We start from the raw sequence: 15,141 nt of genomic DNA on the forward strand, positions 1-15,141 counted from the left end.
ACGGCAACGGGCGCCGTGAGACCCGGTGTTTCCCAGGGTCCATCGCTAGCATGAACGCGGCACGACGAAGTGTCCGGCTGGTTAACCGGCCATGAACACACCTTCCAAAGGAGCACTCGTGACTCTTCAGACCGTCATCCTCGCAGCCGGCATGGGCTCGCGCCTGGGCCGTTCGCTGCCCAAGCCGCTCACCGAACTCGGCGACGGCCGCACGATCATGCGCCAGCAGCATGACAACATCCGCGCCGCGTTCGGCACCGACGCGCGCATCACCACCGTGGTCGGCTACCGCGCCGAGACCATCATCGAGGCCTTCCCCTCCGCCAACTACGTGCACAACGAGCGCTACGACGAGACCAACACGTCGAAGAGCCTCCTGCGCGCCCTCGGCGCGACCGGACGCGGCGGCGTGCTGTGGATGAACGGCGACGTCGTCTTCGATCCGATGATCCTCGGCCGCGCGGCCTCGTTCATCGAGCGCGATCAGTCGTTCGTCACGGTCAACACCTCCAAGGTCAGCGACGAAGAGGTGAAGTACACGGTCACGGCCGAGGGCTTCATCAAGGAGCTGTCGAAGACCGTCACCGGCGGCCTCGGCGAGGCCGTGGGTATCAACTACATCTCGTCGGCGCAGAAGAAGGCGTTCATGCGCCAGCTGCAGCGCGTCGACGACCAGGACTACTTCGAGCGCGGCCTCGAGCTCGCGATCGCCGAGGACGGCCTGCTGCTCGAGCCGATGGACGTCTCCGACCTGTACGCGGTCGAGGTCGACTTCGCCGAAGACCTCGAGCGGGCGAACCTCTTCGTCTGAGTCGCTGCCGACAGCGTCCAGCAAAAACGCCGGGAGCCGCACCCTCAGGGGTGCGGCTCCCGGCGTTTTCGCGGGCGGGGTTCCTAGGATCGTCACATGGCCCCGAAGGTGCACAAGATCCACTCCCTCCCGGACGACGCCCCGTGGGACAAGGGCATCCCTCCGACGGGATCGCCCGAGCATCCGTTCGTCGTCCGTGGCCTCGATCGCGTGCTCTCCATCCAGCGCCCGCTCGTGCTCGCGCACATCCGCAGCATCCGTCTGCGCAATCCCCATGCGTCACCCGCCGAGATCGTACGGATCCTCGAACGGCGCTACCTCGCCGCCGTCACCACCGGTGGGGCAGCGGTCGGAGCCACAGCCGTCGTACCGGGGATCGGCACCGGCGTGACGCTCGCGCTCTCCGGCGTCGAGACGGTCGGCTTCGTCGAGTCGACCGCCCTGTTCGCGCAGTCGGTCGCCGAGGTGCACGGCATCGCGGTCGCCAACCCCGATCGCGCCCGGGCGCTGGTGATGACCCTGATGCTCGGCAAGGAGGGCGTCGACCTGGTCGGACAGCTCGCCGGTCAGGTCGCCGGCCGCGGCGGCACCCGCAACGCCTACTGGGGCGAGCTCGTGACGAAATCCCTCCCCCGTGCCGCCGTCGGACCGCTCGTCGATCAGCTCAAGAGCATGTTCGTGAAGCAGTTCGCCGCGCGCGGCGGCGCCTCGTTCCTGGGCAAGGCGCTGCCGTTCGGAGTGGGCGCGGCGATCGGCGGCGCGGGCAACCACATCCTCGGCCGACGCGTGCTGACGACCTCGCACCGCGCGTTCGGGGCCGCTCCCCTCGACCTCCCTCCCGAGCTCGAACCCGTTGCCGGTGCCGAGAAGGTCGAACTCCGCGTGCTCCGCGGCGCGCGCTATGCGGGTTCTGCGGTCGCGGGCGCGGCCGGTACGGCGGCGCGCGGGGTGGGCTGGGCGGGTCGCAAGGTCGGGGAGCTGACCACCCGTCGCGGACGCGGCGCGAGCGGAGAGCTGGAGTCCGATTCCGCCCCGCGCGGCGACCACGAGCTCCCCGAGAATCCGGGCGCCGACGCTCCGCTGCGCTGATCGGACAGAGAGCACCTCACCAAAGGATCACGCCACCCGTTGTGGCGAGCATCCAACAGGCCGAGCCGCGGCGACGATAGTGTGGAATCCGTGACGGACAAGCCCGACCTCTTTACCACCGCCGGCAAGATCGCGGATCTGCGCGCTCGCTACACCGAAGCCGTCGTCGACGCAGAAGCGAAGGCGAAGGAGAAGCAGCACGCCAAGGGCAAGATGACCGCCCGCGAGCGCATCGAGCTGCTCGTCGATCCCGGGAGCTTCGTCGAGTTCGACGAGTACGTGCGCCACCGCACGACCGCGTTCGGCATGGATCGCTCCCGGCCCTACGGCGACTCGGTCGTCACCGGTGTCGGCACGATCAACGGGCGCACGGTCGCGGTCTACTCGCAGGACTTCTCGACGTTCGGCGGGTCGCTCGGCGAGGTCGCCGGCGAGAAGATCATCAAGGTCATGGAGTTCGCCCTCGCGGGTGGCATGCCCTGCATCGGCATCCTCGACTCGGGAGGGGCGCGCATCCAGGAGGGTGTCGTCGCGCTCGGCAAGTACGGCGAGATCTTCCGTCTGAACACCCGCGCCTCCGGTGTCATCCCGCAGATCTCGATCATCATGGGCCCGGCGGCCGGCGGCGCGGTGTACTCCCCCGCCCTCACCGACTTCGTGATCATGGTCGACAAGACGAGCCAGATGTTCGTCACCGGCCCCGACGTCATCAAGACGGTCACCGGCGAAGACGTCGGCATGGAGGAGCTGGGCGGTGCGTACACGCACAACACCCGCTCCGGTGTCGCCCACTACCTCGCGGAGGACGAGGACGACGCGCTCGACTACGCGCGCACTCTGCTCAGCTTCCTGCCGGACAACAACATGGCAGAACTCCCCTCGTACGAGGGTGTCTTCGAGTTCGAGACGACGGATGCCGACCGCACGCTGAACACGATCATCCCGGACTCGGCCAACCAGCCGTACGACATCCACACGGTGATCGAGCACGTCGTCGACGAGGGCGACTTCCTCGAGGTTCAGCCGCTCTTCGCGCCGAACATCGTCATCGGCTTCGGCCGCATCGAGGGCCGCTCGGTCGGCATCATCGCCAACCAGCCCTCGCAGATGGCGGGAACGCTGAACATCGAGGCCGGCGAGAAGGCGAGCCGCTTCGTCCGCTTCTGCGATGCATTCTCGATCCCGATCGTGACGCTCGTCGACGTTCCGGGCTACCTGCCGGGAACCGACCAGGAGTGGACCGGCGTGATCCGACGCGGAGCCAAGCTGCTTTACGCGTACGCCGAGGCCACCGTGCCGCTGGTGACCGTCATCCTGCGCAAGGCCTACGGCGGCGCCTACATCGTGATGGGCTCGAAGCAGCTCGGTGCCGACGTCAACCTCGCGTGGCCGACCGCCGAGATCGCGGTCATGGGCGGCCAGGGCGCCGTGAACATCCTCTACCGGGGTGAGATCAAGAAGGCCGAGGAAGCCGGCGAAGACGTCGCCGCCGTGCGCACCCGCCTCGCGAACGAGTACACCTACAACGTCGCCTCGCCGTTCCTCGCCGCCGAGCGCGGTGAACTCGACGGCATCATCGAACCCGCGAACACGCGCGTCTCGATCGCCAAGGCACTCCGCGCCCTGCGCGGCAAGCGCGCTGAACTGCCGCCGAAGAAGCACGGGAACATCCCGCTGTGATCGACGAGAGGGACGAGCGCCCCGCGCTCGAGATCACCCGCGGCACGGCGACCGAGGAAGAGCTGGCCGCGCTCATCGCGGTGGTCAGCGATGCATACGCGGCCGAGGAATCGGATGCCGTCGCCGAGGAGCCGGTCGTCTCGGCGTGGACGCGCACGCAGCGCTCCCTGCGCAAGCCGCTGCGCAGGGACATCCCTTGGGGACGCTTCGCCCGCTGAGCACCGCCGGGCTCTCCCGGAACCGTGGATCAGCGCGCGAAGCGCAGCGTGACCAGCTGGAACGGCCGCAGCGACAGCTCGACGCCCGTCGCGACGCCGGTGACCGCCGCCCGCGGTGTCTCCCGCTCGAGGAGGTCGGTCTCCACGACCGACCCGAAGTCGAACGACGGTGTGACCTCCCCCACCGCCCGTCCGCCGTGCGCTTCGTACAGCCGGACGATCACATCACCGCTCCGGTCCTCCGCGAGCTTGACCGCCTCGATCACGATCGCGTCCGACGACACCGCGAATAGCGGCGAGACGGGGCCCGAGCCGCGCATCGAGCGTGCGGGCAGATTCAGGCGGTACCCCTCGCGCACGGCATCCGCGATCCCCGCATCCGGACGGATGCCGACGCGGAAGGTGTGTCGTCCCTGATCCGCCTCCGGATCGGGGAACAGCGGTGCCCGCAGGAGGGAGAGCCGCACCGTCGACGCCGTGCCACCGCCCTCACGGGGCGCTCGCGTGATGTCGTGGCCGTAGGTCGAGTCGTTCGCGATCGCGACCCCGAAGCCCGGTTCTCCGACGTGCACCCAGCGGTGCGCGACCGTCTCGAAGCGGGCGACGTCCCACGACGTGTTGGTGTGGGTGGGCCGGTGCACGTGGCCGAACTGGATCTCGGATGCCGCACGATCGCTGTGCACGTCGAGCGGGAAGCCGAGCTTGAGCAGCTTCTGGCGCTCGTGCCAGTCGACGATCGTCTCGATGTCGAGGCTCGGGGAGCCCGCCGCGAGCGTGAGGACCTGAGTGATGCGGGACGCACCGAACTCCCGGTCGATCCGCACGACGGCGGCGGTCGGGTGCGCGACGACCTCGACCGCCACGGCATCCCTCAGCTCGACGGCGTGCCGGCGGTAGTGCTCGTCGATGTCCCAGGCATCCCACGCCGTGGGGGTGTCGCGGTGCAGCGTCAGCAGGTTCCCGCGCTCCCCCGTCGGGATCGTCTCGCGCCCGGTCGCACGCACGCTCAGCGAGGAGATGAGTCCATCGGCATCCACCACGACCCGCAGATGCTCGTTCTCGAGCACGATCTCCTCGCCGTGCCTTCCGGCACGGGCCGCCGCATTCGCGGACTCCGCGACCCCGATCGCCAGGCCTGCCACACCATCCGACGGGTAGGGGCTCGCGTTGGCGACCAGTTCCACCTCCCCGCGGCCTGCGACGACCTCGAGCGCGGTGTCGATGAGACCGTCGAGCGCCTCGAGGACCTCCGCGTAGCGGCGCTCGGCCTCGCGGTGCACCCAACCGATCGAACTGCCGGGAAGGATGTCGTGGAACTGCTGCAGGAGAACGGTCTCCCACGCCTCCCCCAGCGCGTCGTACGGGTACTCGGCACCCGCCAGCGCTGCGCTCGTCGCCCACAGCTCGGCCTCGCGCAGGGCGTGCTCGCTGCGCCGGTTACCGCGTTTGGTGCGCGCCTGCGAAGTGTAGGTGCCGCGGTGGAACTCGAGGTACATCTCCCCCGACCACACCGGCGGATCGGGGTACTCGGCCTCGGCCGTCTCGAAGAAGCGCCGCGGATCGGAGAGGGTCACGGTCGGTGATCCCTCCAGCGATCGCAGTCGTGCGGCGGCGGCGAGCATCTCGCGGGTCGGCCCGCCTCCGCCGTCACCGTATCCGAAGGGCACGAGCGAGGCGGTCGCCGCGCCCTTCTCGGCGAACTGGCGCTCGGCGCGGGCGAGATCCGCACCGGAGAGCTGCGAGTTGTACGTGTCGACCGGCGGGAAGTGCGTGAAGATGCGGGTGCCGTCCAGGCCTTCCCACGTGAAGGTGTGATGGGGCATCGTGTTCGTCTCGTTCCACGACATCTTCTGCGTCAGCATCCACCGTGACCCGGCGGCCCGCGCGATCTGCGGGAGCGCGGCCGAGTATCCGAACGAATCGGGCAGCCAGACGTCGAGGGGCTCGACCCCGAACTCCTCGAGGAAGAAACGCTTTCCCCGCACGAACTGGCGCGCGAGGGCCTCGCCTCCCGGCATGTTCGTGTCGGACTCCACCCACATGCCGCCCGCGGGGTGGAATCGACCGGCCGCGACGGCGGTGCGCAACCGCTCGAAGAGCTCGGGCTGGAACCGCTTCATCCAGTCGTACTGCTGCGCCGACGACGCCGCGAACGAGAACTCGGAGTCCTCTCCGATCAGCGAGAGGACGTTCGAGAACGTGCGCGCCACCTTGCGCTGCGTCTCGCGCACCGGCCACAGCCACGCGGAGTCGATGTGGGCGTGCCCGACCGCGTGGGCGGAGTGCGCGGACGCGGATGCCGGGCGGGCGAGAACCTCCGAGAGTGCGGCGCGCGCATCGGCGACGGTGCCGGCGACGTCGTCCGGATCCGTCGCGTCGACCGCGTGCTCGAGGGCGCGCAGGATCTCGGCGCGGCGGGAGGAGCTCTCGGGGAGCTCGGCGCGCAGACCGTCGAGCACCGCGATGTCCTGCAGAAGTTCCCAGACCGTGAGGTCGAGCACGGCCACGTCGGCGCGACGCAGCTCGTACAGCGGTTCGTCGCCGGCGGAGTCCCACTCCCCGAGCGGCGTGGGGCCGAAGGTGCGGAACCCGTCGCCCACGTCCGGGTTCGCCGCCGCCTCGAGGTAGAGCTCGATCGCATCGCCCGGAGCACCGTCGAGCGGCACGTAGGCGTTGCGCGGCTCGACCGCCTTGACGATGGATCCGTCCGGCCGGTACACCGTGCCCTCGGCCTGGAACCCCGGCTGCGCGCCGTGGAAGCCGAGGTCGAAGACGAGTTCGGCCCGCTGCCCGGCATCGGTCGTCGGGATCGTCCCGGTCACCCGCAGCCACATCGTGCTCCAGGCACGCCCCCACGGCGAGCCGACGGCGAAGGGGGCGTACGTCTGCCCGAAGGCCTCGGCGAACGGCACGGGTTCACCCGGGACCTGCCAGGCCTCGAGAGTGAGCTCGTGCGAGTGTGCGTACAGCGCGGGCTCGAGGCGCTCCCGCACGAACCGGCGGATGCGTGCTTCGACCAGCGAGGAGTTGTCGTGCATGACGGGTTTCCGATCGACGATGACGGAGGAACACCCGAATACTACATCGATTGGATTTAAGGAGCGACAGGAACGTCCGAGCGTTCCGACAGCATCAGCGTCGAGCTCCGCGGGGTGAGCGCCCGATCGAGCACCACGCAGGCCGCCCCCACGGCTCCCACGTCGGCCCCCACGACCGTGCCGTCGATCGGGATCTCCCGCAGCGCTCGCGTCGCGCTCAGTCGCTGCACGTGCTCCGAGATCTCGGCGAGGTAGACCTCCGAGACGTACCCCCAGAAGGGTCCCCCGAGCACGATGCGCTCCACGTCGAGGACGTCGGTGAGCACCACCAGGAGGGCGGCGGTGCACCGTGCGGCACGGCCGAGGATTCCCGCGGCGGCCGCCTCCCCCTGCTGCGCCCGCGCGCAGACGTGCGCGAACCGCGCCTCGAGCGCACCGGGCTCGTCATCGTCGCCCTCCGCAGACAGCACCCCCGCACGCACCGCCTCCGCCACGATCGACTGCGGCGTGCACGTGACGGCGACGCATCCCCGGGATCCGCAGGCGCACGGCGGCCCCTCAGGATCGACCACGATGTGCCCGATCTCGCCGAGGTTGCCGGTGCGTCCGCGCGTGACATCGCCGTCGCGCGCGAGCGCCGCACCGAGCCCCGTGCCGAGGTAGAGGAAGACGAACGAGTCGTCCACGGGACCTCGGCGCGTCCAGAGCTCACCCATGGCCGCCGCAGCGGTGTCCTTCTCCAACGCCACCGCGAACCCGGTCGCCGCCGACAACAGCTCACGCAGGGGCACCCGGCGCCATCCGCGCAGCATGGGCGGGTCGACCACCGTCCCGTTCGCCTCGTCGAGGGGTCCGGGAGCGGCGAGTCCGATACCGAAGATCCGCGAGCGATCGACACCGACCTCGGTGATGAGGGCATCGATCGCGCGTGCCATCTCGTCGATGATTCGCCCGGGTTCGGGTGATCCCACCGGGATCAGGCGCCGCGCGACCACCGCGCCTGCGAGGTCGAGGAGCACCACCGTCACCACGGCGGGATCGAGATGGACGCCCACCGAGTACCGGCTCTCCGCGACCAGACGGAGCAGGACGCGGGGCTTTCCCGGGCCGTTGATGGCACGCCCGGCCTCGGCGATCAGTCCCTCGTCGAGGAGGCGGCGGGTGATGTTCGTGAGCGTCTGCGCGGAGAGTCCGGTGGTCGCGGCGAGCTCCGTACGGCTCAGCGCCTCACCCGCGCGGCGGATCGCCTCGATCACGACCGCCTGATTGAAGTCGCCCATTCGGGGCAGGTTCGTTCCGCGCCGCGTGCTCATCCGGCCATCCTCCCGCATCCGCGCACCTATGTCCCCCAAAATACCTACAGACACGGGGGTCGCGAGCCGCGAAACTAATGGAGACGCTTCGCGTTCGATCGGTCTCTCTGTCCCAGGGTAGACAGACGGTGATCGATCATCCGCGGCTGGTTTTCGGGTAACTGAGCCGCATGGCGAGGGGCTGGCGATATCGCCGCCCCTCGCCCATTCTCACCTCTTCTTCGACTCCGGCACCCTCCCCCAGCCGGAGCCGAAGAGACGCGCCGTCGCCGGTGGTTCAGCCGCGGGCGGCGCTGCGCGGGATCTCGTGCCACACGTCGACGGAGTCGTCGTCGCGCGACGATCCCGACCCCACGCGCCCGACCACCGTCACCGCGGTGCGATCGTCCTTGGCGGAACGGATGATGAGGCGTCCCGCGTGGGCCTCCGCCAGGACGCCGGCGAGCTCGTCCCGGATCTCGATGCGACGCGCCTCGTCGACCCCCTCGAGACCGCCCTCGTCGAACACCGTGACGACCGCACCGCGCCGACGCGCCGCTTCGATCGCATCGCGGACCGCATCGTTGAGCAGGTCGGCTCCGCGCAGCTCATCACGCAGGCGCCCCTCGGCGAGCCGGGCATCGAGACGCTCCTCCTCGGTCAGAGAGCCACGCGTCGCCACCGCGCGACTGAGCACGGGGCCGGCGACCGCGAGCGCGAACTGGGTGCGCACGCGACGCTCGCGCTGACGCACGAGCTGGGTGGCGTGCCAGGCCGACACGGCCTGCTGGATCTCGGCGAGGCGCTCGGTGTCGCGCACCGCCCGGTCCCAGAACCACACCAGGAGGTTCGCGACGACCACCCACATGATCGATCCGACCAGGCCGAAGTTGAGAAGGGACTCGAGGAAGCCCAGGAAGACCGACGACGTCGCCACCAGGAGAAGCAGGATCAGCCAGCCCGTCAGGAACCGCCGCCGGACGATGAGGATCACGCTGAGCAAGCCCACGCCGCCGATGTACCAGGTGGCGAAGGGGGCGGTCCGCCCTGCCTCGTTCAGCGAGAACGTCACCGCGATCGGGATGATCACGCTGGCGATTACCGCCAGCATCGCCGTCCACAACGGCAGCTTCACCGTATCCGGAGAGCCGAGGATCGCGAGGTTGACGACCAGGAGGTAGAGCGCGATCGCGAGCACCATGAGCAGCGGTGCCGTGGGCTGCACGATCCACCACACGGCGCGCGCAGCGAAGTACAAGGCGAAGCCGACCGCGAGAGACGTCGCGACGCTGCGGACGGTCCGGTTCATGAGGCGCTCCAGCCCAGGGTCACGGTCGTGCCCCTGGCATCCGAATCGATCCGAGCCGTTCCGGCCACCCCGGCCATGCGCGCGAGGATCGACGCGCGGATCCCCAGGCGGTCCTCGCCGATCGCCGTGAGGTCGAACCCCGCTCCGGTATCGCTCACGATCACGCGGATGCCGTCGTCACCCTGCGAGTCGGCGAGGATGTGGAGTCCCCGCCCGCCCGCGTGCGTCACCGCGTTGCCGATCGCCTGACGCGCGGCGAGCACGAGCGCGCGCGCCACGCGGCCGGGAATCGCCCCGGGAGTACCGGTCTCCTCGACGATCGCGTCCACGCCCATCTCCGACAGTGCCCGACGCAGCTCCGACACGATCTGGCTGACGGCGACCGGCTCATCGCTGCCCTCCTGGGCGACCGCCGCTTCGGTGTTGGCGAGACGGGTGAGCGCCTCGCGCGCCATCGCCACCGCGAGTTCCTTCGCCCTGTCGCTCTCGGCCCGCTCGGCGGCGATCAGCGCCGCGAGCACGCTGTCGTGCATGAGCGCCGACATCGCGATGCGCTCCTCCTCCGCGGCGGCCGCCGCCGCCGCTGCCGCGTAGGAGGCGACTGCGTGCCCTCGCGCGTCGTCGACGCCCGCGGCGACCGAGCGGAACATCCACCCCAGCGAGATGATGACGATGCCGAGGATCAGCGTGAACGAGACATCGAACGCCGTCGTGGTCCAGAACTCGCGGGAGAACTCCCCCTGCACGAGCCGCACGTAGCCGTAGACGAACGGAACGGCTACCGCCCAGGCGTACTGCACGCGCACCGGGAAGGCGAGCATCGCGGCCACGACGCCGACGTTGACGAAGAAGAAGATCCACGGCTGTTTGGCCGCGAGCCCGTCGCCGATCGTCACGACGTTGGGCCAGGCGGCGAGCACGAGCACGTAGGTCACGGCGAAGATGCCGGACGCGACACGGACTCCCCGGCCGATCAGGCAGCAGACCAGCATCACCGCGAACGGCACGTAGACGAGGAAGACGATGACGGCGTGGCCGACGTTCGCATCCGCGAGGGAGGGGATCGCGACGAACAGCGCCTGCACGCCGAGTGCCGTCGACCCGATCGCGACGACCGTGGCGAGGATGCGCTCCATGCGCTTGCCGGTGAACCGTTCGAATTCGGTCTCGGCCGCTCCGGGAGACGGGATCTGGTTCCACGCCTCGCGGATGCTGAGGGACTCAGCGGCCACTCGACGCCCCGTCTGGTTCGACGATGCCGTCTTCCATCGCACGGCGGAGCAGGTCGACCTTCGTCGGCGCCGGGCGCCCGACCTCGACGTACTTCACGCGGATGCGGGTGATGTTCTCCTTGGCCGTCGAGTACGCGACACCGAGACGCTCGGCGACCGCCTTGAGCGGCAGCCCGGCGGCGTACAGGCGGAGCACCTCGCGCTCGCGAGTCGAGAGCTGCGCATCGGCGAAATCGCGGTCGCCGTCGACCGCGCTCGCCCACTCCACGTTGTTGAGCGCCTCGCCGTGGGCGACGGTGCGGATCGCGTCGAGCACGTCGTCGAGCGCGGATGACTTGCTCACCACGCCCGCGGCTCCGGCGGCGAGCGCCTCTCGGACCGCGGCCGGACGATCGGCGACGCTGTGGATGACCACGCTCGCGCCGTCGGTGACCAGCGAGGTCACGTTCTCGGTGACCGTCGTCCCGTCGCCGAGGGTGAGATCGAGCACGACGACCTCGGCGGGTGCCGCGCCGGATGCGGCGCGCCAGTCGAGGTACGACACGACCGTGCTGCCCGAGAAGACGATGGTCTGCCCGTCGCGCGCGCACGCCGCTTCGAGTCCCAGGCGGACGGACTCGTGATCATCGATGAGGGCGACCGTGCTCATCCCCACAGCCTAGTCAGCGGGTGAGCAGCGCGACGACCTCGAAGTGATGCGAGTGCGGGAACAGATCGAACCCGCGCAGCCGGTCGACATTCCAGCCGAGCCCCCGGAACGTGCCGAGGTCGCGTGCCAGGGCGACCGGATCGCAGGCGACGTAGGCGATCGCCTCCGGAGCGAGGGCGTGCACCGCCTCGACGACCTGGCGGCCGGCGCCCGCGCGCGGCGGGTCGAGGATGACGGCTCCGCTGCGTCCGCCTCCGGTGCGCGTGGCGAGGAACCGGTCGACCCGCGCCGTCACGGCGCTCACCGCGAGCGGGGCGAGGTTCTCGGCGGCATGCTGGGTCGCCCGGGCGCTCGATTCGACGGTGACGATGTCGGTGCCGCCGAGATCGGCGAGCGTCGCGGCGAACAGGCCGACCCCGCCGTAGAGGTCGAAATGCGTCGCCCGCTCGTCGACGTGCCCGTCGAGAAGGCCGTAGACCGCCGCATCCAGAACGGATGCCGCACGTGGATGCACCTGCCAGAACCCGGTGGAGTCGACCGCGAACCGCCGGTCGTTCACGACCTCGTGGATCACCTCGGGAGCCGGGCGGCGTCGGAACCCGCGGGCGACCTTCGCCGGACGCTCGGTGGCGTCGCGGCGGATGACCCGCACCGTGCCGTCGGCCGGTTCGACGAGTTCGATGCGTCCCGGTGCCTCTCCATGCAGGGAGAGTGCGGCCTCGGCGATCGCCGGCCGCGCGAGCGGGTGGGAGGTCACGGGGATCACGCGGTGGCTGCGGGCCGCGTACGGACCGACCTGCCCCGCGTCGTCGACGTGCAGCGTGACACGCGTGCGCCAGCCGCTCCCGTCGCCCGATTCGACGGCCTCGATCTCGGGGGCCTCGAGACCCGCGCCGGCGAAGCGGTCGAGCGCCTCGGTCAGCACCTGCCGCTTGAGGACGCGCTGGTGGTCGAGATCGATGTGCCCCAGATCCGCTCCGCCCGGACGATCGGCGGGATCGCGGGTCACGTCGGCCTCTGCCCAGAGGTGCGGACGACGGTGCTCGGACGCGTCGAGCACCTCGACGGTCTCGGCGCGCCAGAAGCTGCGGGTCGAGGCATCCGCTCCCTCGCCGGGTGCGATCAGCCGGGCACGGACGCGCTCGCCCGGGATGGCGTCGGAGACGAAGACGACGCGTCCTTCGTGGCGGGCGACGAAGGTGCCGCCGTGCGCGATCCCCGTGATGTCGAGGTCGAGCAGATCCGCATCGGGGGAAGTCATCCTTCGAGGATACGGCGGTCCACGGATACGGTGGACCACATGCGCGTCTGTCTCGCCTCCACCTCTCCCGCCCGTCTGATGCTGCTGCGACAGGCGGGGATCGAGCCGCTCACCCTCTCCCCCCACGTCGACGAGGACGCGGTGGCCGCGGCCGCCGCGGCCGAACGGGGTGCGGAGCTGCCACCCGCGGAGCTCGTGCTGCTGCTGGGACGGGCCAAGGCCGCCGATGTCGTCCGTCGCCTCTCGTCCGAGGACCCCTCCTTCGATGGCATCGTGATCGGGGGCGATTCGATGTTCGAGCTCGACGGACGCGTCTACGGCAAGCCCTACACGGCGGAGGAGGCGACGCGCCGCTGGCGCGAGATGCGCGGCGCCACCGGCGTGCTGCACTCCGGACATTCCGTCTTCCGCGTCTCGCCCGGCGTGGAACCGGTCGAGGCCACCGCGACGGCCGCGGCATCCGTCACCTTCGCCGACGACATCTCCGACGCGGAGATCGCGGCCTACGTCGCCTCGGGCGAGCCGTTGCTGGTCGCGGGCGCCTTCACCGTCGACAGCCTGGGCGGGGCGTTCATCACCCGGGTCGACGGCGATCCATCGACCGTGGTGGGGATGTCCCTCTCGACCGTGCGGCGCCTCGCCGCCGACCTCGGCGTCGTCTGGACGGACCTCTGGAACACCCCGACCACGTCGTAGACTCCCCTCCACGTTCTCGGCTCTTTCTTGTGGGGAGTCGTCAAATGGATCCCCCTGCTTCTCGCTAGGCTGGCAACCATGCCTGCTATCGCCAAGGTGCTCATCGCCAACCGCGGCGAGATCGCCGTCCGCATCATCCGCGCCGCCCGGGATTCCGGAATCGCCTCGGTCGCCGTCTACGCCGACCAGGACCGTGACGCGCTGCACACGCGACTCGCCGACGAGGCCTACGCACTCGGAGGCGCGACGAGCGCCGAGACGTACCTCCAGATCGAGAAGATCCTCTCCGTCGCCCGGCGCGCCGGTGCCGACGCCGTGCACCCCGGATACGGCTTCCTCGCCGAGAACGCCGAGTTCGCCCGCGCCGTGATCGGTGCCGGACTCATCTGGATCGGCCCGTCGCCCGAGGCGATCGAGGCCCTCGGGGACAAGGTCACCGCGCGCCACGTGGCGGAGAAGGTGGGCGCCCCGCTCGCCCCCGGCACGCCGGGTCCGGTCGAGACCGCCGACGAGGTCGTGGCCTTCGCGAAGGAGTTCGGCCTGCCGATCGCCATCAAGGCGGCCTACGGCGGCGGCGGGCGCGGTCTCAAGGTCGCCCGCGAGCTCGACGAGGTCGCCGAGCTGTTCGAATCGGCCACGCGCGAGGCCGTCGCGGCCTTCGGTCGCGGCGAGTGCTTCGTCGAGAAGTACCTCGACAAGCCTCGCCACGTCGAGACCCAGTGCCTGGCGGACGCCGAGGGCAACGTGGTCGTCATCTCGACCCGCGACTGCTCGCTGCAGCGTCGCCACCAGAAGCTCGTCGAGGAGGCGCCCGCGCCGTTCCTGACCGACGAGCAGAACGCCCAGCTCTACGCCGCGTCGAAGGCCATCCTCAAGGAGGTCGGCTACGTGGGCGCCGGAACCTGCGAGTTCCTCATCGGCGCCGACGGGACGGTCTCGTTCCTCGAGGTCAACACGCGCCTCCAGGTCGAGCACCCGGTCTCCGAGGAGGTCACCGGTATCGACCTCGTGCGCGAGCAGTTCCGCATCGCCGCCGGCGGCACGATCGACTACACCGACCCCGAGCCCCAGGGTCACTCCTTCGAGTTCCGCATCAACGGCGAGGACCCGGGTCGCGGCTTCCTCCCCCAGCCGGGCCCCGTCCACGTCTTCAAGACCTTCGGCGGTCCCGGCATCCGTCTCGACTCCGGCGTGACCGCCGGCGACGCGGTCTCGGGCGCCTTCGACTCGCTGCTGGCGAAGATCATCGTCACCGGCAAGGACCGCGAGGAGGCGCTGGAGCGCTCGCGCCGCGCGCTCGACGAGTTCGAGGTCGCGGGTCTCCCCACCGTGCTCCCCTTCCACCGCAAGGTCGTGCGCGACCCCGCCTTCACCGCCGAGAACGGCGAGTTCGGCATCTTCACGCGCTGGATCGAGACCGAGTTCGTCAACGACATCCCCGCATGGGACGGCGAGCTCGAGGCCCCGGCACCGGGTGCCGGTCGCCACACGGTGGTCGTCGAGGTCTCCGGCAAGCGCCTCGAGGTCAGCCTGCCCGACCGCGTGGCCGTCGCCGCCGGCAGCGCCGGGCGTCCCGCCGCCGTGCCGCCGGCGCGTCGCAGCCACGCCACCACCGCCAACGCAGGCGCCTCGGGCGATGCGGTCAAGTCGCCCATGCAGGCGACCGTCGTCAAGATCGCCGTCGAGGAGGGGCAGCAGGTCGTCAAGGGCGACCTCGTCGTCGTACTCGAGGCCATGAAGATGGAACAGCCTCTGCAGGCCCACAAGGACGGCGTCGTCGGCAACATCAATGCGGATGCCGGTGCCACCGTCTCCGCCGGTCACCAGCTGCTCACGATCAGCTGACCCCTTCGACTGGCTCAGGGA

At 70.2% G+C, this 15,141-nt stretch carries 12 protein-coding genes; 6 read left to right on the forward strand and 6 right to left on the reverse strand.

Annotation, left to right across the window (positions count from 1 at the left end):
- Positions 1 to 118 precede the first annotated feature (118 nt).
- The 4 genes from ACTJKK_RS05380 to ACTJKK_RS05395 all read left to right on the forward strand — a co-directional run bounded on the left by ACTJKK_RS05380 (position 119) and on the right by ACTJKK_RS05395 (position 3,798).
- Entirely contained in the window at positions 119 to 811 is a 693-nt protein-coding gene (locus tag ACTJKK_RS05380) for an NTP transferase domain-containing protein (RefSeq protein ID WP_247634340.1), read from the forward strand.
- 96 nt (positions 812 to 907) lie between these two features.
- Entirely contained in the window at positions 908 to 1,900 is a 993-nt protein-coding gene (locus tag ACTJKK_RS05385) for a hypothetical protein (protein ID WP_440747242.1), read from the forward strand.
- Between the two features lie 90 nt (positions 1,901 to 1,990).
- Positions 1,991 to 3,580 carry an acyl-CoA carboxylase subunit beta gene (locus tag ACTJKK_RS05390; protein ID WP_372491583.1) on the forward strand — a complete coding sequence of 530 codons (1,590 nt, stop codon included), beginning with the start codon at positions 1,991 to 1,993 and terminating at the stop codon, positions 3,578 to 3,580.
- Complete coding sequence (locus tag ACTJKK_RS05395) at positions 3,577 to 3,798, forward strand: acyl-CoA carboxylase subunit epsilon (protein ID WP_247624806.1); 222 nt, start codon at positions 3,577 to 3,579, stop codon at positions 3,796 to 3,798. The genes ACTJKK_RS05390 and ACTJKK_RS05395 overlap by 4 nt, the downstream gene beginning before the upstream one ends.
- 29 nt (positions 3,799 to 3,827) lie before the next feature.
- Here the strand turns inward: ACTJKK_RS05395 and ACTJKK_RS05400 are convergent, their stop codons facing one another.
- The 6 genes from ACTJKK_RS05400 to ACTJKK_RS05425 all read right to left on the reverse strand — a co-directional run bounded on the left by ACTJKK_RS05400 (position 3,828) and on the right by ACTJKK_RS05425 (position 12,579).
- Positions 3,828 to 6,836 (reverse strand): alpha-mannosidase, encoded by a 3,009-nt coding sequence (locus ACTJKK_RS05400; RefSeq protein WP_440747243.1) that lies wholly within the window; start codon positions 6,834 to 6,836, stop codon positions 3,828 to 3,830.
- Between the two features lie 56 nt (positions 6,837 to 6,892).
- On the reverse strand, positions 6,893 to 8,149 hold the full coding sequence (locus ACTJKK_RS05405; protein WP_440747244.1) for an ROK family transcriptional regulator: 1,257 nt from the start codon (positions 8,147 to 8,149) through the stop codon (positions 6,893 to 6,895).
- Between the two features lie 277 nt (positions 8,150 to 8,426).
- Positions 8,427 to 9,437: a hypothetical protein gene (locus ACTJKK_RS05410; RefSeq protein ID WP_336641921.1), complete on the reverse strand. Its 1,011-nt coding sequence runs from the start codon at positions 9,435 to 9,437 to the stop codon at positions 8,427 to 8,429.
- The gene (locus tag ACTJKK_RS05415) at positions 9,434 to 10,669 is read right to left on the reverse strand and encodes a sensor histidine kinase (protein ID WP_440747245.1); all 1,236 of its coding nucleotides are present in this window, start codon (positions 10,667 to 10,669) and stop codon (positions 9,434 to 9,436) included. Before ACTJKK_RS05415 ends, ACTJKK_RS05410 begins: the two co-directional genes overlap by 4 nt.
- Positions 10,659 to 11,318, reverse strand: a complete 660-nt coding sequence (locus ACTJKK_RS05420; RefSeq protein WP_247624811.1) for a response regulator transcription factor — start codon at positions 11,316 to 11,318, stop codon at positions 10,659 to 10,661. The genes ACTJKK_RS05415 and ACTJKK_RS05420 overlap by 11 nt, the downstream gene beginning before the upstream one ends.
- Positions 11,319 to 11,331: 13 nt before the next feature.
- Positions 11,332 to 12,579 (reverse strand): class I SAM-dependent RNA methyltransferase, encoded by a 1,248-nt coding sequence (locus ACTJKK_RS05425; protein WP_440747246.1) that lies wholly within the window; start codon positions 12,577 to 12,579, stop codon positions 11,332 to 11,334.
- Positions 12,580 to 12,618: 39 nt separating this feature from the next.
- On the opposite strand from ACTJKK_RS05425, the gene ACTJKK_RS05430 reads away from it, so the two are divergent.
- Positions 12,619 to 13,275 (forward strand): Maf family protein, encoded by a 657-nt coding sequence (locus ACTJKK_RS05430; protein ID WP_440747247.1) that lies wholly within the window; start codon positions 12,619 to 12,621, stop codon positions 13,273 to 13,275.
- A gap of 78 nt (positions 13,276 to 13,353) precedes the next feature.
- Positions 13,354 to 15,120 carry an ATP-binding protein gene (locus ACTJKK_RS05435; RefSeq protein WP_440747248.1) on the forward strand — a complete coding sequence of 589 codons (1,767 nt, stop codon included), beginning with the start codon at positions 13,354 to 13,356 and terminating at the stop codon, positions 15,118 to 15,120.
- The last annotated feature ends 21 nt before the right edge of the window (positions 15,121 to 15,141 follow it).

This window comes from Microbacterium sp. 22179 (assembly GCF_052045715.1).
GTDB lineage: Bacteria > Actinomycetota > Actinomycetes > Actinomycetales > Microbacteriaceae > Microbacterium > Microbacterium galbinum.

What these genes read in the sequence shown, in the direction of transcription:
- ACTJKK_RS05435 (WP_440747248.1), top strand. Translation starts at nt 13,354, where the DNA reads ATGCCTGCTATCGCCAAGGTGCTCATCGCCAACCGCGGCGAGATCGCC.
- ACTJKK_RS05385 (WP_440747242.1), top strand. Translation starts at nt 908, where the DNA reads ATGGCCCCGAAGGTGCACAAGATCCACTCCCTCCCGGACGACGCCCCG.
- ACTJKK_RS05400 (WP_440747243.1), bottom strand. Translation starts at nt 6,836, where the DNA reads ATGCACGACAACTCCTCGCTGGTCGAAGCACGCATCCGCCGGTTCGTG.
- ACTJKK_RS05430 (WP_440747247.1), top strand. Translation starts at nt 12,619, where the DNA reads ATGCGCGTCTGTCTCGCCTCCACCTCTCCCGCCCGTCTGATGCTGCTG.
- ACTJKK_RS05425 (WP_440747246.1), bottom strand. Translation starts at nt 12,579, where the DNA reads ATGACTTCCCCCGATGCGGATCTGCTCGACCTCGACATCACGGGGATC.
- ACTJKK_RS05405 (WP_440747244.1), bottom strand. Translation starts at nt 8,149, where the DNA reads ATGAGCACGCGGCGCGGAACGAACCTGCCCCGAATGGGCGACTTCAAT.
- ACTJKK_RS05420 (WP_247624811.1), bottom strand. Translation starts at nt 11,318, where the DNA reads ATGAGCACGGTCGCCCTCATCGATGATCACGAGTCCGTCCGCCTGGGA.
- ACTJKK_RS05410 (WP_336641921.1), bottom strand. Translation starts at nt 9,437, where the DNA reads ATGAACCGGACCGTCCGCAGCGTCGCGACGTCTCTCGCGGTCGGCTTC.